This window comes from Lactobacillus sp. UBA5813 (genome assembly GCF_002417895.1).
GTDB classification, from domain to species: domain Bacteria; phylum Bacillota; class Bacilli; order Lactobacillales; family Lactobacillaceae; genus Lactobacillus; species Lactobacillus amylolyticus.
Map to the genome: position 1 here is coordinate 20,088 of NZ_DICZ01000007.1, position 22,113 is coordinate 42,200.

Sequence of the window (22,113 nt, forward strand, 5' to 3'; positions counted from 1 at the left end):
AATAACAGCTTGCATTAAGCTTAAGGATAACAAGCATAGTTTTTAAATTCAATTATAATTTTTGGAAAACATCGAGTGCATCACCGATGATCGCATTCACGCCATTGGCTGGAATAGCTGTTTTGTTAACTACCCAAACCTTAGCGCTTGGCATGCGATAAGCCAATAATTGGGCAAAAGGATAGACAACAAAACTGGTTCCCACAATTATAACGAGATCGGAATTTTGCATTGCATTAACGGATTTTGAAAGATTTTCCGGGTTAATGGCCTCACCGTATAAGACGATCCCTGGCCGAATAATGCCACCACAATCTTTATGCAGATAGCTCTGAGCATATTCAGAATAGGCAACAGGCTGATGACATTTGGTGCAATAAATCTGATACAGATTGCCATGAAATTCTACGACATGGTTGTTGCCGGCCTTAGTGTCTAGACGATCAATATTTTGCGTAATCAATGTGCCTTTTTGGTTGCATAATTGTGCGATCCTTTGGTGAATTAAGTTTGGCTCTGCGTCTGGGAAATACATGTTGTTCATGACAAAGTCATAAAAGAATTGGGGTCGGTTAAATAAAGTATCATCGCTAAGAATGGTCTCTGGACTTTCTGAAACGCCATTATAAATACCGCTTTTTGAACGATAGTCAGGAATGCCAGAATGAGTTGAAACACCGGCACCAGTTAGAAAGACGATGTGCTTAGCTTGGTCAATATCATTTTTAAGGGCAGAAATTTGCTTAGCATCAATCATTATATTTGTCCTTTCTGTAAAAGTTCTCACGTTAATTATACGGCAGGATTCTGTTATAATATTATCTAAGACAATTTTTTGAAGGGGTGAAATGTTTTGCAAACAATGTCTGGATTTTATATTTTAGTGAATATTGTTATGTTTATTTACGCTTGCTATAGCTGGTATTGGCAGGCAAAACTTGAATTGAGAGGCAAGTTTCGCATTTCTATTTTGCTCTGGACGCTTTTAGTAATTTGGCTTGGCTTTACTTGGAATTATATTGAAAAAGGCGAGCCAGGCATCAATCTCTTTTTAGCTTTGCTGCTGCTTGTCAGCATTGTGGATGGCTTCACTGGTTTTGCTCCTAAAAAGGCTGTGGTTTCAGGATATTTCAAACGAACATTGTCATATTCGGAGATTGACAATGTCATTTTGATTAACGTGCCTGTAGGGAAAAAACCAGCAGTTATTTGCATTTTGGAAACAAATAAAGGCCGGCAGTACAACCTGCAATTTTCTAGCGATGTTAAGTCAATTATTGCAACGTTGCAAAGATACGCTGATCACCGTATCAGAATTGAAGTTAGAAATACGTTGTAAAAAAAGTAAGAAAAAACGGGTACATGACGTATCCGTTTTTTTACTATAAAATTGGTGACAACATGCGAGAAAAACTTTGCAGCGTCTTTAATGGCCGACTTTGTTTAGCAATCATTTCTTTGGTCAATAGCGTTGAATCTTCCATGTCTTTTTCAAAAGTATCCGCCATTTTCTTGTTAAACTTTTTGTCGTAAAAAATGACGTTGTCTTCAAAGTTTAAATCATATGAACGGTAGTCCTGATTCATTGAACCTACCGATGAATAAAGGTTATCGATCACCGTTGTTTTTGCATGGATAAAACCATGATTGTAAATATAAACTTTAATGCCGTAGCGGGTCAGTTCATTGGCATACCACTGAGTAGCGCGGTAAATAAACGGGTGATCCGGCTTGCATGGAATCATAATGCGGACGTCAACGCCAGAGCTGGCGATCGTCTGCCAAGCCGCAAACATGGCGTCATCGGGAATCAAATATGGCGTTTGAATCCATAAGCGTTTGCGCGCCATTAGCATTAGGCGCATCATGCCGTTGCGCATATATTGTTCGTAGCGGTCAGGGCCATCGAAGACAACCTGTGTTGCAACATCGCCGTTTTCGATGTCGTTTTCGTCAAGGTCCGGGAAATAAAGATCGCTGTAGGTAATAACCTGGGTGTTTTTGTAAATTGAGGCATTCCAGTCCATGACGAACCGTTCTTGCAATAATAGGGATGCGGAACCGACGATTCGAACCTGACTGTCACGCCAATAGCCCAGTTTTTTATTTTTGCCTAAATATTGATCACCGATGTTAAAACCACCGGTCCATGAAATTTTGCCGTCAATGACGACGATCTTCCGGTGCAAGTGGTAGTTGATTCGGTAACGTGTAATCATATTGCGTGAAGTAATAAATGGCAGCACTTCGCCGCCTGCCTTGCGCAATTGGTTGAACCAGGCTTTAGTTGCGCCCATTGAGCCCCAGGCATCATAGAGCACGTTGACCTTTACACCGCTTTTGGCTTTTTTTATTAGCAAGTTAAGCACGCGGTTGCCGATTTCATCATTATAAAAAGTGTAAAATTCGACGTTGACGGTCTTTTTAGCCTTTTCAATATCACGGATCATATCTTTAAACATTGCATGACCATCGTTGTATAAATCAACGTGGTTGTTTTTAGTTAAAGGAGAATTGTGGTCTTTGTTAAAATATTTAATCGCAATTTTTCCCTTAGTTGAAGTATCATCCGGACTGACCTTTTTGGGAGCCTTAGTAATTGTTTCTTGCACGTTGCGCAGACCTAAGTGCTTCTGGCGATTGATTGCAAAAATATTTTCCTGAGAAATTCCCCGGCCGAAGAAACCATAGAGAATTAAACCGATAATTGGCAGCACCAACAAAATGATCAGCCACGCCCAAGTAGTTGAAACAGACCTTCGTCTATGAAAGACAATGTAGAAGGCAAGAATGGTGTTGGTAATGACGATGATGCCCCATAAGTCATGTAGCCAAATCACAAAATCCCTCCATTAAACTTTTTATTTCTTAACTCCAATAAACTTGTCGACAATTTCAATTACAAACGGATTGTCATGCATCCAGCTGTGTTCGGCGGCGTTGCGTCCGCGAACTTCGACTTCTTGGTAAGAATGGGCTTGCGGCGCGAGAATATAACGAATGCTTTTGGCAGAAACCACGGAGATAAAACGATCGGTGTTAGTGTTATCAAGCACATTGCCGTAAATGTTCAAAACCGAAATATTCGAATTGAAGCGTCGTCTTCTGAAAAGCAGGTACAAATAGTGCGGGTTCATCATTGTGGGCCGGCCATTTTCATTTAAAACATTGACGTTGGGAATATCGCCTAGATAAGTGACCCCATCAAACGGGCCGGCAATAAAAGCACATTTATTCAAATGGGGAAAATTCTTTTGCCATGAATGCTTCATTTCGGTGCGGATGACGCAGGGGCAGGCCAATGAGTGAGCTACTGCCGTGTAAGTCTTGAAGTGGTAGCGTTTGGACAAAAATGGCAAAACAAAGCTTAAATAATAGTCAATGCCATAGATGCCGACGATTCGCTGCCGAAAAGCTACTTGAATGATCGGCTGTCGATCACCGCTCCAAGTGCCTTCTAATTTAAAATTGCCTAAAAGATCAACTGTTACTTTGAGGAACTTATCGCTTTTTTTATCAGCCAAAGCTTGGTTGACCATTACGCGTGTAGTGTAGTCTCCGCCGCAAAAGCCATGAAAATAGATAATCGGGACTTGTTCGAAATCGCCGCTTTTTTCTTCAACAGTAACGTGGTCTTCAATATGCTTTTTATGCATCCGCAAAAATGGACGGGTAGGTGCAAATGTTGCTATGAGTCCTAATGCAATCATACTGAACATGCTGGGTTCCTGTTTTAGGTTCTTTTTATGACCTTTTTCAGCTTCCTGAGCATATTTTTTGCTGTTAAAAAACATCCTGCACCTCCCTCAAAAATATTTGTTAATATATATTCTAACATTGACCGATGATTTTACGTGAGGTGAGCTTATATAATGAAATTTTATGCTGTAAAAAAAGGGCGCAAGCCAGGGATTTACCGTAATTGGGATGAAGCGAAGGCGCAAGTTGATGGCTTTTCAGGCGCAGAATATAAGTCTTTTGCGCAAATTACGGATGCGACTGATTATTTGAATTGGAATAAGGAAACGCAGGGCCAAGAAATCCGCAAAGATGAAGACAATCTCCAGAATGCGATTAAGAAGATTGTTAATACCGGTAAAAAACTGCCGGTTCAAACTAAAACTGTCAAAGCCCAAAACAGTAGTCCAAATGATTATTTTGCCACGATTTATACCGACGGCGGAACGCGTAACACCGGCGTTTATAAAGGCGAACATGTTAAAAAGACTGATAAGGCTGCCTGGGCCTATCGCATCGAATGGGGCGACCAGGAAGTTCACGGTGCTGGCGGTGAATATGGCGCAACTAACAATAAGATGGAGCAAACGGGTTTTATCAATGCCTTGAAGAAACTCATTGAATTGGGCTTCAACGATAAAAAACTGCTTTTCGTTCTTGATTCACAGTACGTTTTGAATGCGATTAATAAGGGCTGGCTCAAGAGTTGGAAAAAGCGCGGCTGGAAAAAATCATCAGGTCCGCTTGCTAATAAAGAAGAATGGCAAGAGATTGATCGCTTATTGACTAAATTCCCGAATGCCAAGTTTGAATGGACGAAGGGTCATGCCAATAATGCCGGAAATGAGTTCGTTGATCACTTTTTGAACAAATATATGGATGAAAAAATGTAGAAAAAAGCAGGAGATTAATCCTGCCTTTTTTGTAGATATTTAATTTTTATCCTAAAACAATTGCGCCGCCCAACAAGCCGTTAAACCAGTTGACGATATTTTGCCAAATTTGCTGCAGCCAGTTGCGATTTCCTTGCGTATTCAATTTATCGAAAATTCTTTTGGCACTGTTTTGAATATTTTTGGACAAAGCAGAGGCTTGTTGTTTGAAGCTGCTTCTCTTCAAAGCACCTGAATCTCTGATTTCGATCAACAAGTTAACAATTTGGGTCTTTTGATTGTTGGTAATAGTGTTACCCAAATGGTTGATCTTGATTTGGTTGTTAACAATATCGCGAATTTGACTATCAGAAATGTTGTTGCCGATCTTAGCCATATCGCTTTTGGCACCAGCAACAGCATTGTTCAATTGGGAATCACTGTAGCCATCCTTGTTTTTATTTGCCTGAGTGATTCCACTCAAAGTGCTCATTTCATCTTGAGCTGCATTAATCTGCTTTTGGTTTAAAGCATTGCCGCTTTTAGCATAAGCTGCATAGACACCAGCTAAAGCACCAGAACCGTCGATTGGAACGGCACTGGTTACGTAAATGTTGGCATCAGTGATTCCGGCTGTTACGGCTGCATTTTTATATTGGTTGGCCGTAATGGTTGTGATATTGTTTTTACCATTGTAGTCAAGAATCTTAACATTGATCCCTGATCCAGAGCTGGTTTTTTGAATCATTGCACTGGACCATACTCCGGATGAAGTTGTGAAATTATCACCGGAAGGGTTTAAATATTTGACCAAATCGCTGCCAGTAACGGTAATCGTTTGGTAATTGCCGCCGTTGAGCGATGCGGTTAAAGTTTTAATCGTGCCTTGTTTTTGGCTCTCAGTTAAAGATGTACCTAGAGTTACTACTGGCGTTTCGTCGTCAGCATAAACAGGGGTAGATTTAAATGAGAAAAACGCAATTGAACTAATCATTGCAAGAACAGTTAGTAATGTAAAAGTTTTTTTCATGTATTTTATTCTCCTTATATGCGATATTATACTCGCAAGTGTAAAAATAAACAGATTTCAAATTTTTCCTTGATAAAATTTTAATCAGAAAAGATCAAAGAATAGTTTCCGCCAAGATGATATAATGTAGGTTACGAAAGGATGACTATATGTTACAAGTGCCTAAGCTAACCATTATTATGCCAGTTTATAACACAGCAGAATACTTGCCGCGAGCTTTTGATGCACTATTAGCACAAAAGAACAAAGCCTTTAAATTGGTCATAATAGATGACGGCTCAACCGATAATTCTGTCGAGGTCGCAGAAAAATATCAATCTCTTTTTCCTTATTTTAAAATTATCAAAAAGAAAAATGGCGGTCCATCTGACGCAAGAAATGTTGGTATTAAGGAATTAGACACCCCATACGTTACTTTCCATGACGGAGATGACTGGGTGGATCCTTCCTACACTGCATTTTTTATTGATGCCTTTGAAAAGCATCCTGATGTCAATATGGTTTCCTGTGGTTACTGGCTAAGCTATCCAGACAAAAAAGAGCGTGTCGTTGGCCACACTGAAGGCGGATTTTTGACTAAAAGTCAAACTTATTTGAAACTAACCAATGTGTTCAGTTCGCCAATGAAAGGCTATAGCTGGAACAAGGCCTACCGCACTTCTGTAATCAAGAAGTTTAATTTGAAGTTCGATAAAGACATTTCTTTGTTGGAAGATCAAACTTTTAACGTTAAATATATTTCAGTTGCCCCTGGCGTGTACTATACGCAAACGCCTTACTATCACTATTGGCAAAGAAAAGGGAGCATTATTCACCAGCCTAATATTAAAAAGGTAGTTGACAACTTTCGCGGCAATTACCGGGTATGGCGGATAATTATCAAGAGTCTAATGAAAGATCGCGAAGAAGAAAAAAGAATTGAAAAGTTCAATCGAGTATTGCAAGAACAGTCAACAAGTAAGGAAAGCATATGAAAATAAAAGTCAATGGAGTTGAACTTTATTACCATAAATTAGGCAAAGGTGCGCCATTATTGCTTCTTCATGGTCACCATTTGGATGGCGGAATGTTCGATAAAATCGTTCCTCCGCTTTCTTTGTATTACACCGTTTATGTCGTTGACATGCGTGGACACGGCTTAAGCGAAGGTGATAGCGCAGAACACTACCATGTTGAAACCGAAGACATCCACCAGTTTATTGAAAAACTGGGTATTGAAGGCTGCTATTGCTTTGGCTTCGATGCCGGCGGTTTGGTCGCTTTAATGCTGGCCAGCGAGTATCCAACGATTTTTAAAAAATTAATTGTTGCCGGCGTCTTCGTCAACGGTGCCGGAATTCGTCCATACCATTATTTAACAGAAGGCTTTTCACGTTTCTTCAGATTAGATCGTGACAGCCGAGTTGAACTGACTGAAAACTTCATGTCAGAAGACAGCTTGAAAAAAATCCAGATGCCAACCTTATGCGTGGTTGGAGAAAAGGACTGGGTAAAAGTTGAACATGTTCGTTGGTATAGTCAATTTATTCCTCATGGCCGTTTGATTTTAATGCCACGTCAAACCCATAATAGTTATGCTGTTAAGAGCTTGAAGATGCTGGATCTTATTAAAGATTTTTGTAAATAAGTGGAATTGGTATATCTTTTCAATATCTTGCGCTAGAATAAAAGTGAGATATGTTTTTTGAAAAGGAGAAAATCGATGGTTAAAGTTGTTGTTCTTGGTGCACATGGACAAGTTGCACAAATCGCGGAAAGATTTTTATTTGCTGACAAAGATGTTGATACTACATTGTTCTTACGTAATGCTGAACGCATGGCTGATAAAAAGAGTCAAGCAACAATCATCGAAGGCAGCGCAACCGATGCAGCTCAACTTGAAAAAGCAATGAAAGGCCAAGACATTGTTTATGCTAACTTGGGCGGTCAAAATGACGTTGACCTTGAAGCCGAAGCAGTTATTGAAGCAATGAAGAATGCCAATGTTAAACGTCTGATTTGGATTTCAACTTTAGGTATTTATGATGAAGTTCCAGGAAAATTTGGTGAATGGAATAAGAAGACTTTGGGCGACTATATTACTGAGTATGCTAAAGCAGTTAAGAGAATTGAAGATTCAGGCCTTAACTATACGATCATTCGTCCAACTTGGATGACCAACAAGGATGAAGTTGATTACGAAAAGTCAAAGAAGGGTGAGCCAATCACTGATACTGAAGTTTCAAGAAAATCAGTTGCTGCTTATGTCTATCATTTAATTAAGAACCCTAAAGAAGACGTTAAGGAATCAATCGGTTTGGGCAAGCCTGGTACTGAAGGCGACAAGCCAAGCTGGTATTAATTGGTTGAAAAATAATTAAGAATCCGTTTCTCATAGGTTGAGAAGCGGTTTTTTTGTCCTTTTGCAAGCTTTTAAACAGCTTTTTGTATATAATAGACCTGTATATAATTTTTAGTTAGAAGAGGTAGCTATGAACAAGGAAGAACTTCACGAATTATTACACCCAATGAAGTTAATTGGGTTAAGCGGTAACCCAGCATTAAATGAAAAGATTGCATCAATTTTGGGTCAACCATTAATTGAAACTGCTGTTCACCACTTCAGTGATGGTGAAATCCAAGTTAACATCGGTGAATCTGTCAGAGGTTGTGACGTCTTCGTTATTCAATCAATTCAAGATCCAGTTAATGAAAACTTTATGGAACTTGAAATTGTGTTGGATGCTTTGCACCGTGCTTCAGCCCACAACATTAACGTTGTTATCCCATACTTGGCATATTCACGTTCAGATACTAAGACTCGTTCACGTGAACCAATTACTGCTAAATTGGTTGCCAACTTATTGCAAATCACAGGCATGGACCGCTTAATTGCACTTGATTTGCACGCTTCACAAATTCAAGGTTTCTACAATGTGCCAGTTGACCATTTGCACGCAATGCCACTGCTTGCCCAATACTTCTTGGACAACGGTATTGCAGTTAAGGGTGACGACGATATTGTTGTTGTTTCACCAGACCACTCCGGTGCTAAGTTAGCTCGTAATTTTGGTCAATACTTTGATGCTCCAATCGCAATCGTTGACCAACGTGGTGAACGTTATGATACCGAAGTTCACGATATGATCGGGGACGTGAAGGATAAGAAATGTATTATTGTCGATGACTTGATTGATACTGGTTCAAGAATTGCATCTTCAACTAAGTCAGTTTTGGCAGCAGGAGCTACTAAGGTTTACGTAGCAGCTACCCATGCTCTTCTTTCTAAGGATGCAACTGAAGTGCTTAATGGATTGCCAGTTGAACAAATTGTTGTAACTGATACGATCAAGCACAAGCGCTACCCAGACAGAATGGTTAGAATTTCTGTTGATCAATTATTGGCACGCGGAATTGATTATGTTTATAACGATCGTTCAATTCACCAAATCTTTGATGAACAAAATCGCTTGAAGTAATTATTTAATGATAATACTTAAAGATAATCCTCCGATTTGGTTGGGGATTATTTTTTATCAAAAATTTGCTTTTTCCTATTCAGATAAACATTTGGATTGATATAATAAAATTTAATTGTATAGAATAAAAACGGGAGGAGATTCATGGCAAAACGTAAAAATATGAAAAGAAGAAGAGTAATTCTTGGGAATACTTTTCGTCTAATTAGAGAAAATGGAATGGATAATGTTTCGCTGCAGATGATTGCGGAAAAATCCGATATTTCTAAGTCCTTGCTCCAATCCTACTATCCTCATAAATCAAAATTAATTAGTGATATTGTACGCAACTTATTCAATACTTTAGATGAACAAGTTAATAACTACGACCAGATAGAACATTATTCTTCATATGCTCATATGAAAGCATTTATTTACACAATTGGTGTTTTAGGGATGCACGATGAGGGGCTTGATCGTATTATTTCACAGGCCTTTACCAATAATGAAACGCTTGATAATTGGGGATCAATGCTTTTAGACTGGGTACATGACGAACATCTTTTTGATGACATTAATGCCACTCAGGCTGAACTTGAGAGCGGAATTGCTTTTGTCACAATTGGTGTTGGACGACTATACTATGATCGTAAAAAATACCATCTGACTGCAGAAGATTTATCAAATTATGCTACTAGCTCATTGATGTACAGCTTCTGTCATTGCAGTCCAGATGAAATTGATCAAGCCTTGAAGGATGGTCATGAAATTATTGAGACAGCTGATATGGAAAGCGTTCACCAAGCAATCTATACAATGTTTGATGGTGAAAAAGAAATCATCAGCTAAAGGAGTAGTCTATGGTTGAAAGCTCACGAGCCGATTTGCGACGGATGGATCACGAGCAGAGCAACAAGTATAAGCGAACACTGGCTTGGGTTATCTTTTTAATTGCCTCGTTAACGATGATCACGGTTACCTTTTTAAATCCGATCTTTATGAAGGGGCAAATTAAAACCAGCAACAATCAAGCTGTTATTGTACGTCAAGTCAATAGTCACTTTGATACTTTAGCGGATTTGATTGGTGCCAAGCGCGAATCTGATTCAAATTTGCTGACAGTTGATCAGACGCAGCCGATTGCTAATCACATTATTGATTATTCATTGGGCGTGCACTGGATCAAAGTAAGCAATACAGATTTGGCCAAACGAATTCTTGCAGATATTAATAAAAATATCGATGAAGGTGCTTCCAGCGATGCGCAAACGGTGCGAAAGAAGCTAAAGAGTCAAAGTAGCAACGCGCTTTACTTCATTAATCAGGCTTTTAATTTAAATATCGTTACCTTGGGGGCTAACATTGCAGTTTTACTGTTGGTAGTCAACATTATTATTATTTTGATTACCATGGTCGCATTTGTTTCGTTAATCAGCGATATGCATTCGCGCAGTTCAATTAAGGCGCTAATTCATGATATTACGGCTGCTGGGATGTGGGCAGGCTTTTGGCTGATTTTGATTTCTGGTTTAATGGCGCTTGTTCCCGTCATTATCAATGTTGAAAGTTTGCCGATTGGCGGATTAAGCTATTTGCTAGAGATCAGCAGCAGCGTCTTTTTGGACTTCGTCATTGCTGGCGTAGTCATTTACATCTTGTGTGCTATTCCATGGCAAGCAACTACTGCTAAATAATTTTATAAGTGCTTAGAATATAAGTTCTAGGCACTTTTTTTATTTCATGGTATACTTTATTCAATCTATTTAATTATTTTTTAATCTGACTGATGGTGAGACTATGAAACGAAAAAAATAGTGGCCTTGTTCGTTGCATTGTTAATGTTATTCTCAATTTTTATAACGCCAATTGCCGCAACGCCTGCTAATGATGCCGAAAAAAAGACGGTGGCGCAGGGAACGGTTTTAAAGCGGATCAAAAAGACCAAGCAATTAGTAGTTGGTACTTCTGCCGATTATCCACCGCTCGAATTTACAGCGAGTGAGAATGGGAAGACCAAAGAGCGTGAATTTTTCACAGATCTACTACCGTCCAAGCGGTGAATATTTCTTAATTAACAAGCGTGATAAAAATAAATACAAGAATATCAAGAGCTTTAAAGGCCTGGGCAAGATCAATAATCTGGTTCATGGCCGACAGCTACTTGCAAGAAAAAGGCGATCCTGAACAAGTCTTTGATCACCCGAAGAGTGAGCGGGCAAAAGATTTCTTAGCAAAAGTTTTATAGAAAGAAAAAATGAGGACGATGTCCTCATTTTTTTATTATTTACTTATGACTTGCAAGACGCGTTTTAGGAAAAAATTCTGATGCCATTGTCCCTTCTTCAATGCATCGAAGAAGTAATGCTCAATTTTGCTGTTTTTTACATTGATATTGAAACTAGCCCATAACTTGGCATTTGTCTTTGCGAAGGGTGATTTCAAATGGCTGTCCTGTTGAACTGCTCCTTTTTGATAAGTGGAACCAGTCGTAGTCGCTACTTCCTTGGTAGTAGAGGTATCTTCTTTAAACAGTTTAAAAGTGTAGCTGTATAAGTTACCTATAACTATCTTATATTGGTGTCCAGAAATAATAGGCGTCTTGCCGGGCATATAAGTAATGACTGTCTTGAAGTTGCCATAACCGTCTTGGCTGTAATTCTTAACTTTGGTTGCCTGATAAGTCTTCTTAGTGTCCATATCCGTAATTTTGACTTTAGGCGTGCCAGAGTAGACCTTGTTGGATAAATAAAGCGACCAGGCAACGTTCTTGCCCTTTGCTAATTCAACTGGGAAAACGCCCGCACTTGGATAAGCCACGCTTGCTTGACTGGCAACGCGGAAAATATCATCAACATTTAGAACCTTTTGTACTGAGTAGCGATAGCCATTCGAGCCATAAGCTGCTCCAATACCAGTTGATGAAAGCCGGGTCGATAAAATCCAGGCTCTGTGTCCGGTATCGGTTCCAGTTAAATTGTAATGGTCAGTAATTAGGTCAGTAATTACATCACCAGCTGATTGGTTAGCAACATTGAAATTCAAATTGGAAGTCTCAGAAGTATCCTGAGCCAACTTCCAGAGTGAATCGCTGACATAGTTAGGTTGCGTATCAGTTGGCAGCCCATGTTGATTGACAAAGGGATCAGCATTAATAGCAGCCATTACAGCAGCAGTTTTTTGTGCGTTGCTATTCGCTATAGCATTTGTCTTAATTGCAGGCAAACCAAAGAGACCACGGTAATAGTTGATGTAGGCTAATTGAGTTGTAATGTATTGCTGTTTGATTTTACCCGCACTAAAGTTAGCGCCTAATTGAGGTTTAACTTCATAAAGGTTATTGATATCGTAACTAGTTTTATCAAGATCAGCGTATTCTTTTTGGAAATGCTGAACCTGACTTATTTCTCCATCACTAAAGGTGGCAGCGTTGACGCTGATGCTAGGTACAAATAGTAGCATGCTGCAAGCAGCAGCGATTGTGAATTTGCGTAAAAACATCGCACCGTTCCTTTCTGTCCCTACTAGAATATTATACCCCGAATAAATTCTAATTCTTTAGTAAAAAATCTTGCCGAAACTTAGTTTTTTTAGACGGTATTGCGTATAATTAAAAGATGGTAACAATTATCAAGAGGTAAAAATAAATTATGGTTAAAAAAACACAAGTCGGATTGATTTTTGGTGGAAATTCATCTGAATATGAAGTTTCAATTGTTTCAGGTCACAACATTTATAATGCAATTGATAAAGATAAGTTTGATGTACATCCAATTTGGATTACTAACGATGGCTACTTTGCTGATGAAAAGGAATCTTTCAAAGTATTAAAGGATCCTAAGTACCAAGTAAAGAACCCACATAAAGTAACTAACATTTCTAACTTGATCGAATTAGCCAACTTGCCAGAAATTGACATCTTCTTCCCAATTGTTCACGGCAACTTAGGTGAAGATGGTGGTTTGCAAGGTTTATTCAGAATTTTGGATAAGCCATTTGTTGGTGACGATATCTTAGCAGCAGCCGTTACAATGGACAAGGAATTTACCAAGATTTTGGCTCAACGCGTTGGTGTTCCTGTTGCTGACTGGATTGCTGTTAAGCGCAGTGATTATGACGACAAGAATAGTGACAAGCTTAACTACGACAAGGTTGCTGAAAAGTTGGGCAAGGATATGTTTGTTAAACCTTCTAACCAAGGTTCTTCAGTTGGCGTCAGCCACGTTACCAATGCTGATGAATACAAAAAGGCTTTGGATGAAGCTTTCAAGTACGATGACAAAGTTTTGGTTGAAGAAACTGTTCCTGGTACCGAAGTTGAAACTGCCGTATTGGGCAATGACAATCCAATCGTTTCAGGTGTTGGTCAAATTACTAATGCGGCTGGTTCATGGTACTCATACGAAAACAAGTACGATGATAACTCAACTTCTAAGTTGCAAATTCCAGCCGAATTACCAGACAGAATCGTTGAAAAGGTTCGTTCAAACGCTTTGAAGGTTTACCAAGCAACTGAATGTTCAGGCATGGCAAGAATTGACTCAATGCTTACTCCAGATGGCAAAGTTGTCTTAACTGAAGTTAATGCATTGCCAGGTTTCACCAACATCAGTATGTATCCAAAGCTTTTTGAAGCTGCTGGCATTCCTTATACCGAATTAATTACGCGCTTAATTGAAGCGGGTCAAGCTCGTTACGATCATAAGAAGACTTTACTTCACAAGCACGATTAATTTAATTGCAAAAAAGTAGGGGTAGACAGTGATGACGAGTGAGAAGCACGATTTTGAAGAATTAGATGTACCAAGGACGGCTGCAAAAAAGTTGGGAATCAGTGTTGCAACGCTGAGAAGATATTCTTTAATTGTCGAAAAAGTAACCGGCAATGAGCATTATTTTCAACGCAGCAAACAAAAAGAACGGCTGTACCATCAAAAAGATATTGAGGATCTTGATGCTTTTCATAAATTGGCTAAGGAAAAAGGCTTAACTTTAAAGGAAGCTGCTAGACAGATTTATGCAGTCAGTGAGCAAAAGCAAGCTAAAGAAAAAGATGCTTCCACTGACCAAAAGCAATTATTGGATCCTCATCAGATGGCCAAATTGTTAGGTGTTCTGCAGCAGACGATTGCTAATCAAAACAATGCTATTAACAATTTGCAGAAACAACTTGATCGCATTGAAAAACAAAATCAAGCCTTGCTGAAAAAGCAAAATGAATTGGCAGCTCCAAAGGATAAGGAAGTTGATCCTAAAATTGCGGCCTTGCCTGATATTTCGGGAATTGTCAGTTCTAATTCCACGCATGAGGAGCATCACACGATGACGCGTGAAGAAAAACGCAAGGAAGTTGAACGTGATGCTCATAAGAGCGAAAAAGAACTGCATGATGAAATTTTAAGCAAAGCAAGAGAAAATGCCCAAAAGAAGAAGGCAAGTGCTAATGGTCATCGTACCCTTGAAGATATGCAGCTGCCACGTAAGAAAGCACATTGGTGGCAAAGATTTTTAAATTATTAAGATTACAGAAACGGCTTTATTCAAAGTCGTTTTTTGTTTTAAAGTAGAAACAGATCTTTTTAAGGAGTTTGCAATGAAAAAACGTTATTGGATTGCGCTGATCGTCTTCGTAATAGGGCTGCTTTTATCAGCGGGAACCTACTTTTTAAGCGATGTCTATCAAAAAGATGACGTTGCTGTAATTACGGATACGAAGATTAAAGATCGGCTGATTGAAAAAGATAAAGATGTCTACAACAATGTGGATCAAACTAGGGAACAGACATTGCATATCAAGATTTTGTCCGGTAAATACAAGGGCAAAACTTTTACTGAGAAAAATGTCTACTATCCTTCACAATTAACTACGCAAAAATATCGTCCGCGACAACGTATTTTTGTCAGCATCCAAAAGGGCAAAGTCGCTTTAGGCAATCCTAAACGTGACTGGGTTCTGGTGCTGGTATTAACGCTGACGATTGCATTAATGATCGCGATGGCCGGCAAGCATACAATCGCGCTTTTAATTTCAATGCTGCTGAGCTGGATTATCTTTTACGGCGTTATCGTGCTTGACGTCAAATTAAATGGCGCTTATATCATCCTGCTCTTCGGTCTGGCTGATGTTGTCTTCTCTTTCATCAGTTTGCTGATTGTTCAAGGCCTGAATAAGAAAATGCTGGCGACTTGGCTGGCAACCCTACTGGGTGTTTTCGTTTCATTTGGCTTATGCTACGTGATTATGAAATTAACGGGTGAATCTGAAATGAAATATGAGACAGGCGACTATGCGACTCAAGATCCGCGCGGAATATTTTTAGCACAAAGCTTGTTAGGGGTTCTTGGAGCGGTTATGGATGAAGCAACTGATATTATTTCCAGTCTTTATGAAGTGGTTCAAGTTAAAAAAAATATTACGGCTAAGCAATTGATTCAAAGTGGCCGGACAATGGGACAGGAAATTATGGGACCACTGATCAACGTATTGGTATTGATTTTCATCGCAGGTGCATTGCCAATGACGATTATTTACTTGCGTGACAACAACAGTCTGAGCTCTGCCTTTGGCTTTACTTTGTCATTAGGTGCTACTCAAAGTGTTATTTCCGCCATTTCAATCGTGTTAACCGTAATCTTTGCGACAGGCTGCAGCTTGCTGTTTTTAAAAGAAAAGCGAGGCCAGAATAAATGAGTACTTTAGGCGCTTTAATCGCAGTTTTAGCGATTTTGATGATTATTGTTGGCGGTGAAACAGGAATCCGCAGTTTCTTTAGTGTTTTGATCAATACATTGCTGCTGATTCTGGTCGCAATTTTAATTTCCTGGGGAATTAGCATTCCAATACTGACTTTGATTTTTATTCCCTTGAAACTGGTAACGATTATTTTCCTGGGCACTCATGACTATACTGTCGCTAAAAACTCCTTTTATTCAGCTTTTACGGTTTGTTTGTTAGTGAGTGTGTTAATCTTAATATGTCAATGGTTGGCGCAAGCTGCTGGCTTAGGTCCTGAATCTGGTGAAGTTTTGGTTGGTCTATCACAGATGCCTGGCTTAAGTTATCCGATGATCGCCGTGACCGTGGCAATATTTTCTGCATTGGGTGCGATTGCGGAAGCTGCGGTAGCCATGAGTTCAGGTTTGTTAGAACTTAAAAAACATCATGTCCAGATTACCCGTAAGGAGCTAGAAGGCAGCGGAACGGCAATTGGCAATGATGTATTGGGAACCGCGATGAATACCATCTTATTTGGGATGTTCGGCAGTTTTTTGTCACTATTCTTATGGTATTTCCGCTTGGGCTATTCCTTTGGCGAAATCGTCAATGAAAAATTATTCGTTAATGAAGCACTGATTATCTTGTATTCTTTGATCGGTGTATTGTTAACAGTCCCATTCTCTACTTTTTTGCTAGCTAGAGGAATGGGTAAAGATGAGGTGAAACATGGAGACCAAAAGTCTAACACTAACTAATTTTAATGGACGTGAATTTAAGGTTCATACTTATTTTTTAGAGAAAAATCCGAAATTGGCTGTTCAAACTCGGCCATTAATAATTGTTATACCCGGTGGCAGTTTTAATCACTTGTCCGCTAGGGAAAGCGAACCGGTAGCCTTGGCTTATAATGCGCGCGGGTTCAATAGTGTTGTGATGGAATATAATTTAGTGCAGGATCCGGGCAAGATTTATCCAGATGCTGGTTTGGATGTTTTAACAACAGTAAAATATTATCGTGATCATGCCGAAGAATATGGAATTGATCCAAATAAAATTGTTACTTTGGGCTTTTCAGCCGGTGGACATGTAGCTAGTGCTGCAAACTTTATGGCTAATAGTGAAAAGTTTGCAAAGAAATATGATTATCAAGCTGAAGAGGTGCGGCCAAATAAAACAATTTTAGGCTACCCATTGATCAATATTGATCAAATCGGCTTTGAAATTCCTGATGGTCAGGAGAAGGACTTGCCAGATGAGCCGGAATTAAGAGACAGCGCCCTGGGTGTTACACGTGAAACACCGGCAACGTTTATCTTTCAAGCTTGGGATGATCCAGTCGTGCTGATTTCAAATTCAATTGAATACATTCGAGCCTTATATGCAAATCAGGTTGAATGTGAAGCACATCTCTTTAACAAGGGCTACCATGGCTTTTCTTTGGCCAGACCTGAAACGACCGAGAGCGGCAAGGAATGGCAAAACAATCCGCATGCAGCCCGGTGGTTTGAAATGAGTATCGAATGGCTTAAGCAAGAATTAGGCTAAAAATATAAAAGCATAAAAATAAAGGTTGAGATGATTCTCAACCTTTATTTTTTTCTATTTAGATTTTCTATAGTTAATCTTTATCCTTGGCTCTAAAGAATAAGACTTCTTTCCCAGCAACTAATGGACCAGATGACTTATAAACTGTCATTCTGATTGCCTTAGCGCTGACATCGCGCAGACCGATAACCTTATTCTTGGCATCGGCTTTCCAATTAATATGCTCGCCGTATGGCTTAAAGTTTTGTCCATCAGTTGATATTTCAATTTCAACTTCAACTGGTGTTCCTTGGCGATCAATATTGCGCGGAATGAAGGCCATCCGACTAAGTTTTTCAACATCTTCAAAAGCAAAGGTCAAAGTTAATGGTTTGTTTTCATCAAATTGATCTTTAGTTTCCCATTCACTAGCCAACTTCAAGTCAGTTAAATATTTAATTGGGTGAGCAGGATTTTCGGCATAGTTACAAGTGGTCTGCACATTGCGGATCGCATAATCAATTGCGGCATGCTTCGTAATTGCGCCAAAGGGTTCAGACCATTCAGAAACTTTATTGTCGGCTACATAGCGCATGCGCATGACATAGCGTTTATTTGGCTCTAATTCATGGAAAGTAAAGTTGTCGCCATCAATGCCGTCATATAAGATGCCGTTAATTTCGAATTGAACTTGGTCAGTCATCTTAGTCCATGAAACCGACAATGAATGTGCAGTGATCTTTGCAGGATCAAGGCTAATGCCTTTAGGTGAACGCAACACGGAGTCAGTAATTGAGTGAACCAAAGTCTGACTGCCATAATTGAAGTTTTGAATGATAATTTCAAATTTAGTATCAGTTATGTCGCGACTGCCCAACTTGATTTGCAAAGCTGTTTGCTTAGCTTCGCGATATTGATCGAATTCAGGCATCCAGCTGTAATTGGTATTGTAGAAGAAACCTTCTTTGGCATGAGCAAAAGCATCGCTTGTGCCATATTCCTGCAAGTTGATCAATTGGTCGTTAATCTTAACAGTGACCCGGTCAGGATATGCATCACACATAATGTTCAAATTAGTTGTGCTGTTTGTTTCCATTCCGCTGTAGTCGCCTTTAACAGGATCAATTGTGATGGTCAATTTGCTGGAATTCAAATCGCTGGTAACGCGTGTTTCGGTATGGTTGTGAGTAAAATCAGTGTAGCCATTATCATCGTAGAAACTAATGCTGCTCTTAGCTTGTGGGTACAAAACAAAGTTCCGCTTGCCCAAATCAAAGATAGCGCCGCCGCGCACGAAGACTGGCAAATGCCAAGTTGGGTAAGATAACTTGTTGTAGACGCGACCACCGATATACTTTTCACCAGTGAAGAGATCGATCCACATTGTACGATGGCTTGGCAAGTAAAGATTATCCTTGCGTGAGTTGCCATTGCTGTCTTCGCGGCCATTGGTAATTGGAGCAACCAAAATGCTGGAGCCTAACATGAATTCGTGGTCAACTTGTTCAGTGTAGTTGACCTGTTCGTGTGGGAAGTCCATGAATAATGGTTGAACGAAGGAATGACCTTTTTGCGTGCCATAGATCAAAGTGTAAAGGTATGGCTTTAATTGTTGACGTAAAGCCAAATAAGCATGATTGATGTTGCTTATCTTGCCGTTATAAGCAAATGGCGTCTTGCTGAATTTGCTTTGATCGTTAATGTTGAAGAGCAGTGGCGTGAAGGTTTTCCATTCAAAGTCACGAATAGCGATTTTGGCGTTGCCACCACCAGTCGTACCGTCAACGCTACCGCCGACTAGAGTTTCGCCAGAAAGTCCGGCTCCTAGCAAACTGGCTACCTGAGTTCCAATATTGTCCCAGTTGCCGCCAGCTGTACCAAAGGCCAAAGCAGAATAAGCCTGACTGCCGACGCTGCCACTATTACTAATAATAAATGGACGTTTGCGGTTTAAGTTAACCTTCAAGCTGTCAGTATCTTTTTGCAATTGAGCGATATTATCGGTTGCAGTTGCAATAAAGGAACTACTCTTTGGCAAGCCGCTCAAATTATTTTTGACCCAAATTCCGACTTCAACGCCATGAGTGTTGGCATAGTCATTGAAGTTGGTCAGAGATTCTTCTTCTAAATCGCTGATGCCATAGTTTGGTACAAGCCAACCAAGTGGAAAGTGGAATTTTTGATAGCGGTCAATTGCGCCGCGAGCTGAGAATTGATATTCTTCTTCGCCGTTCAATGATGCTTTGCCACTGGATTCATTTGGATCCTTGGTTCGAGCATAGTAATTGCCATCTTCAAACATGGTGGCATTACGTTCTTTAGCTTCGCTTGGTTTCCATAATGTTGTTAAAAAGTTGCCCATGTGGCCCAAATCCAAAGCGTATTTGGGTGGCATCAATGGCAAGCCAGTCAATAAGTAGTATTTATAAATTAAATCGCTAGGAGAATTGCCAATCAAGTAGAAATTATCGAAGATTCGATCTTCATGCTTAATCAGGGCAACATTCTCGTTAATCTTGCCAAAATCATATTCACCAGCTTGGTTAGTGTTTCTGAATTCACCGAAACCAGCATTAGACCAGAAGAACGGAATTTGGCTTAAAACGCCGCCAGCTCCTGTAATACCGTCGCGCTTAATGTCGATTCGCTTGCCTTTGTGGCTGAATGAGCCGTTTTGAATTCCGCCGCCAAAGTAAAATTCGTTCTTGTTCTGCTTGAGGATTTCAATCGTTTGATTGCTGCCTAGTTCGATAGGACTAAGCTGACTCAAGCGGGTGCGATGCAAGCTTTCATCAAAAATGATCATCGTGGCGGTTTTTTGTTCAAAAATCAGTTGGAAACTGCCAGATTGAATGATGAAAGAATCGCTGGTTGCACGCGGACTAGATTTTTCAAAGAAATGATTATTAAACTTGCTTAAATTAACTAGGCCGGAATGATTTTCGTCAAATTTTTTATCAGGATCAATAAATAGACGAAAAATACCGTCGGCTAAAATGTAAAGCCGAGCAATTTCACCGGTAGCATAGTGCAGCTCATAGAAGTGATCGCATTTGCTTGCACCGATAAGTCGACCTAATTGGTGTCTATTAATTTGCGTATCTTGTGTCATAGTACATCTTCCTATATAATCTTTATTCTATTATAACTAAAAAAGCAATATTTTTTACCTTTTACTGTTTGCTTTAAAACTGGTAAAGACCAATTCTTTTGTGTAAAATAGAAACAGAGATTAAAATAAAGAAAAACATTGCAAGCAAGTAGTTAATTAAAGAGGAAATTGACAAATGACATATTACATTCATGCAGATAAGTTCTTCCTTGAAAACAGAACCGAAAAGGGTGGCTATCTTGAAATTCAAGATAATGGCAAATTTGGTTTTTACTATCCAGAAACTGAAAAGCCTGCAGGCAAGATCGTTGATTATCCGGGCAAATGGGTTGCTCCTGGCTATGTTGATACTCATATTCACGGTTCTTTGCGTGAAGACGTTATGAAGAGCGACTGGGACGGTATTAACAAGATTTCTAAAGGTTTGTTGAGTGCAGGGGTAACGTCATGGCTGCCAACCACAATCACTGCTGCTAGTGCTACTTTAACCAGAATCTGCAAGATGTTCGCAGCTCACAAGGGTGAAGAAGAAGGGGCTAAAATTCAGGGAATCCACTTTGAAGGGCCATTCTTTACAGAGGAACATGCAGGTGCTGAAAATCCTAAATATATGATGGACCCAAGCATCGATGAATTTAACAAGTGGCTTGAAGCTTCAGATGGCATGCTGAAGAAAATTTCAATGGCTCCTGAAAGAAAAGGATCAAATGAATTTATTCGTGAAGCTGTTAAAGAAGGAATCGTTGTTTCATTAGGGCACTCAAGCGCAACTTTTGACGAAGCAGTTAGCGGCATTGAAGCTGGTGCCAGTATGTTTACTCATACTTTTAATGGGATGCCTGATCCTATGCACCATACCCCTTCAATTTCTAATGCTGCCATGGCAATGCATAACGTGACTGACGAACTTATTTGCGATGGCCACCATGTGCAAGAACCAATGGCTAGAGCTTTAATCAACGCAGTTGGTCCAGAGCATATTGCGCTGATTACTGATTGTATGGAAGCCGGCATGATGCCAGATGGCGACTACATGTTAGGCGAATTGCCAGTTTACGTTAAAGACGGCATGGCCCGCTTAAAGGATGGCGACAATTTAGCCGGCAGTATTTTGCAATTAAAAGACGGTGTTAAGAATGTGGTTGACTGGAATATTGTTGATCCAGAAAAAGCCATTATGATGGGTTCCTATGTCCCAGCCAAGAGTGCACATATTTTGGATAGATGTGGTTCAATCAAGCCTGACAAGGACGCCGATTTCTTGATTTTGAATCCTAACATGACTTTGAGTGAAACTTATTTGAATGGTGAATCCAAGTACAAAGCTTAATCATATAAAGAGAAGAGCAAGTAGAATTTCTGCTTGTTCTTCTTTTTTTATATTTTTAAATGTAAGCGCTTTACAAAAATAAAAAGATAAGGTATATTATGAGTGTAAAGAAAAGAAGAACTAAAAAACAAGAAAAAGGTGAGTTCCGATGGGCTTTACAAATGAAAAAAGTAAAGAGTGACAATAATTTACATAAGTGGCTTTAAACCCTCGCGGCAAGCATTGAATAATGATTTAGAAGTTAAGTCGCTCGCAAGATAACTTTTAGCATATCGTAGAAAGATTAATGTATATGTTCGAAGATATGAAGAAATGACCCTGCACTAATTATTTAGTGCAGGGTCATTTAATTTGC

At 39.5% G+C, this 22,113-nt stretch carries 20 protein-coding genes and 2 pseudogenes; 16 read left to right on the plus strand and 6 right to left on the minus strand.

What is annotated here, in order from left to right; genetic code table 11:
* Positions 1-52: 52 nt before the first annotated feature.
* Positions 53-757 carry an NAD-dependent protein deacylase gene (locus tag B2008_RS01115; RefSeq protein WP_281830123.1) on the minus strand — a complete coding sequence of 235 codons (705 nt, stop codon included), beginning with the start codon at positions 755-757 and terminating at the stop codon, positions 53-55.
* A 96-nt stretch (positions 758-853) separates the two neighbouring features.
* Between B2008_RS01115 and B2008_RS01120 the strand changes: the two genes are divergently transcribed.
* Complete coding sequence (locus B2008_RS01120) at positions 854-1,339, plus strand: hypothetical protein (protein WP_281830125.1); 486 nt, start codon at positions 854-856, stop codon at positions 1,337-1,339.
* Positions 1,340-1,382: 43 nt separating this feature from the next.
* Here B2008_RS01120 and cls read toward each other — a convergent pair whose 3' ends face one another.
* The gene (cls, locus tag B2008_RS01125) at positions 1,383-2,840 is read right to left on the minus strand and encodes a cardiolipin synthase (protein ID WP_281830127.1); all 1,458 of its coding nucleotides are present in this window, start codon (positions 2,838-2,840) and stop codon (positions 1,383-1,385) included.
* Positions 2,841-2,861: 21 nt separating this feature from the next.
* Positions 2,862-3,794: an alpha/beta hydrolase gene (locus tag B2008_RS01130; RefSeq protein ID WP_281830129.1), complete on the minus strand. Its 933-nt coding sequence runs from the start codon at positions 3,792-3,794 to the stop codon at positions 2,862-2,864.
* 78 nt (positions 3,795-3,872) lie between these two features.
* Between B2008_RS01130 and B2008_RS01135 the strand changes: the two genes are divergently transcribed.
* Positions 3,873-4,631 (plus strand): ribonuclease H family protein, encoded by a 759-nt coding sequence (locus tag B2008_RS01135; RefSeq protein ID WP_281830130.1) that lies wholly within the window; start codon positions 3,873-3,875, stop codon positions 4,629-4,631.
* 46 nt (positions 4,632-4,677) lie between these two features.
* On the opposite strand, the gene B2008_RS01140 is transcribed toward B2008_RS01135, so the two are convergent.
* Positions 4,678-5,640 (minus strand): DUF1002 domain-containing protein, encoded by a 963-nt coding sequence (locus tag B2008_RS01140; protein ID WP_281830132.1) that lies wholly within the window; start codon positions 5,638-5,640, stop codon positions 4,678-4,680.
* Between the two features lie 149 nt (positions 5,641-5,789).
* Between B2008_RS01140 and B2008_RS01145 the strand changes: the two genes are divergently transcribed.
* The 8 genes and pseudogenes from B2008_RS01145 to glnQ all read left to right on the plus strand — a co-directional run.
* Positions 5,790-6,614 carry a glycosyltransferase family 2 protein gene (locus B2008_RS01145; protein ID WP_281830134.1) on the plus strand — a complete coding sequence of 275 codons (825 nt, stop codon included), beginning with the start codon at positions 5,790-5,792 and terminating at the stop codon, positions 6,612-6,614.
* Complete coding sequence (locus B2008_RS01150) at positions 6,611-7,267, plus strand: alpha/beta fold hydrolase (protein WP_281830136.1); 657 nt, start codon at positions 6,611-6,613, stop codon at positions 7,265-7,267. Before B2008_RS01145 ends, B2008_RS01150 begins: the two co-directional genes overlap by 4 nt.
* A gap of 75 nt (positions 7,268-7,342) precedes the next feature.
* Complete coding sequence (locus tag B2008_RS01155) at positions 7,343-7,981, plus strand: NAD(P)H-binding protein (RefSeq protein ID WP_281830137.1); 639 nt, start codon at positions 7,343-7,345, stop codon at positions 7,979-7,981.
* A 130-nt stretch (positions 7,982-8,111) separates the two neighbouring features.
* Positions 8,112-9,098, plus strand: coding sequence for a ribose-phosphate diphosphokinase (locus B2008_RS01160; protein ID WP_281830139.1), 987 nt, complete (start codon positions 8,112-8,114; stop codon positions 9,096-9,098).
* 144 nt (positions 9,099-9,242) lie between these two features.
* Positions 9,243-9,926 (plus strand): TetR/AcrR family transcriptional regulator, encoded by a 684-nt coding sequence (locus B2008_RS01165; protein WP_281830141.1) that lies wholly within the window; start codon positions 9,243-9,245, stop codon positions 9,924-9,926.
* Between the two features lie 11 nt (positions 9,927-9,937).
* Positions 9,938-10,771: a hypothetical protein gene (locus tag B2008_RS01170; protein WP_281830143.1), complete on the plus strand. Its 834-nt coding sequence runs from the start codon at positions 9,938-9,940 to the stop codon at positions 10,769-10,771.
* Positions 10,772-10,915: 144 nt separating this feature from the next.
* A pseudogene (locus tag B2008_RS01175) lies at positions 10,916-11,222 on the plus strand (hypothetical protein); the annotation flags it as partial.
* Positions 11,215-11,322 (plus strand): annotated as a pseudogene (gene glnQ, locus B2008_RS08315) (glutamine ABC transporter ATP-binding protein GlnQ); the annotation flags it as partial. The pseudogenes B2008_RS01175 and glnQ, both read left to right, overlap by 8 nt.
* A gap of 35 nt (positions 11,323-11,357) precedes the next feature.
* On the opposite strand, the gene B2008_RS01180 reads toward glnQ, so the two are convergent.
* Entirely contained in the window at positions 11,358-12,575 is a 1,218-nt protein-coding gene (locus B2008_RS01180) for a CAP domain-containing protein (protein WP_281830144.1), read from the minus strand.
* 149 nt (positions 12,576-12,724) lie between these two features.
* Between B2008_RS01180 and B2008_RS01185 the strand changes: the two genes are divergently transcribed.
* The 5 genes from B2008_RS01185 to B2008_RS01205 all read left to right on the plus strand — a co-directional run bounded on the left by B2008_RS01185 (position 12,725) and on the right by B2008_RS01205 (position 17,337).
* Complete coding sequence (locus B2008_RS01185; RefSeq protein WP_281830146.1) at positions 12,725-13,807, plus strand: D-alanine--D-alanine ligase family protein; 1,083 nt, start codon at positions 12,725-12,727, stop codon at positions 13,805-13,807.
* Between the two features lie 31 nt (positions 13,808-13,838).
* The gene (locus tag B2008_RS01190) at positions 13,839-14,594 is read left to right on the plus strand and encodes a MerR family transcriptional regulator (RefSeq protein WP_281830148.1); all 756 of its coding nucleotides are present in this window, start codon (positions 13,839-13,841) and stop codon (positions 14,592-14,594) included.
* A gap of 73 nt (positions 14,595-14,667) precedes the next feature.
* Positions 14,668-15,765 carry a YibE/F family protein gene (locus B2008_RS01195; protein ID WP_281830150.1) on the plus strand — a complete coding sequence of 366 codons (1,098 nt, stop codon included), beginning with the start codon at positions 14,668-14,670 and terminating at the stop codon, positions 15,763-15,765.
* On the plus strand, positions 15,762-16,547 hold the full coding sequence (locus tag B2008_RS01200) for a YibE/F family protein (RefSeq protein WP_281830151.1): 786 nt from the start codon (positions 15,762-15,764) through the stop codon (positions 16,545-16,547). Before B2008_RS01195 ends, B2008_RS01200 begins: the two co-directional genes overlap by 4 nt.
* Positions 16,519-17,337 (plus strand): alpha/beta hydrolase, encoded by an 819-nt coding sequence (locus tag B2008_RS01205; protein ID WP_281830152.1) that lies wholly within the window; start codon positions 16,519-16,521, stop codon positions 17,335-17,337. Before B2008_RS01200 ends, B2008_RS01205 begins: the two co-directional genes overlap by 29 nt.
* Positions 17,338-17,410: 73 nt before the next feature.
* Here B2008_RS01205 and B2008_RS01210 read toward each other — a convergent pair whose 3' ends face one another.
* On the minus strand, positions 17,411-20,428 hold the full coding sequence (locus tag B2008_RS01210) for a TIM-barrel domain-containing protein (protein WP_281830154.1): 3,018 nt from the start codon (positions 20,426-20,428) through the stop codon (positions 17,411-17,413).
* A gap of 175 nt (positions 20,429-20,603) precedes the next feature.
* On the opposite strand from B2008_RS01210, the gene nagA reads away from it, so the two are divergent.
* Positions 20,604-21,758: an N-acetylglucosamine-6-phosphate deacetylase gene (gene nagA / locus B2008_RS01215; protein WP_281830156.1), complete on the plus strand. Its 1,155-nt coding sequence runs from the start codon at positions 20,604-20,606 to the stop codon at positions 21,756-21,758.
* Positions 21,759-22,113: the final 355 nt, after the last annotated feature.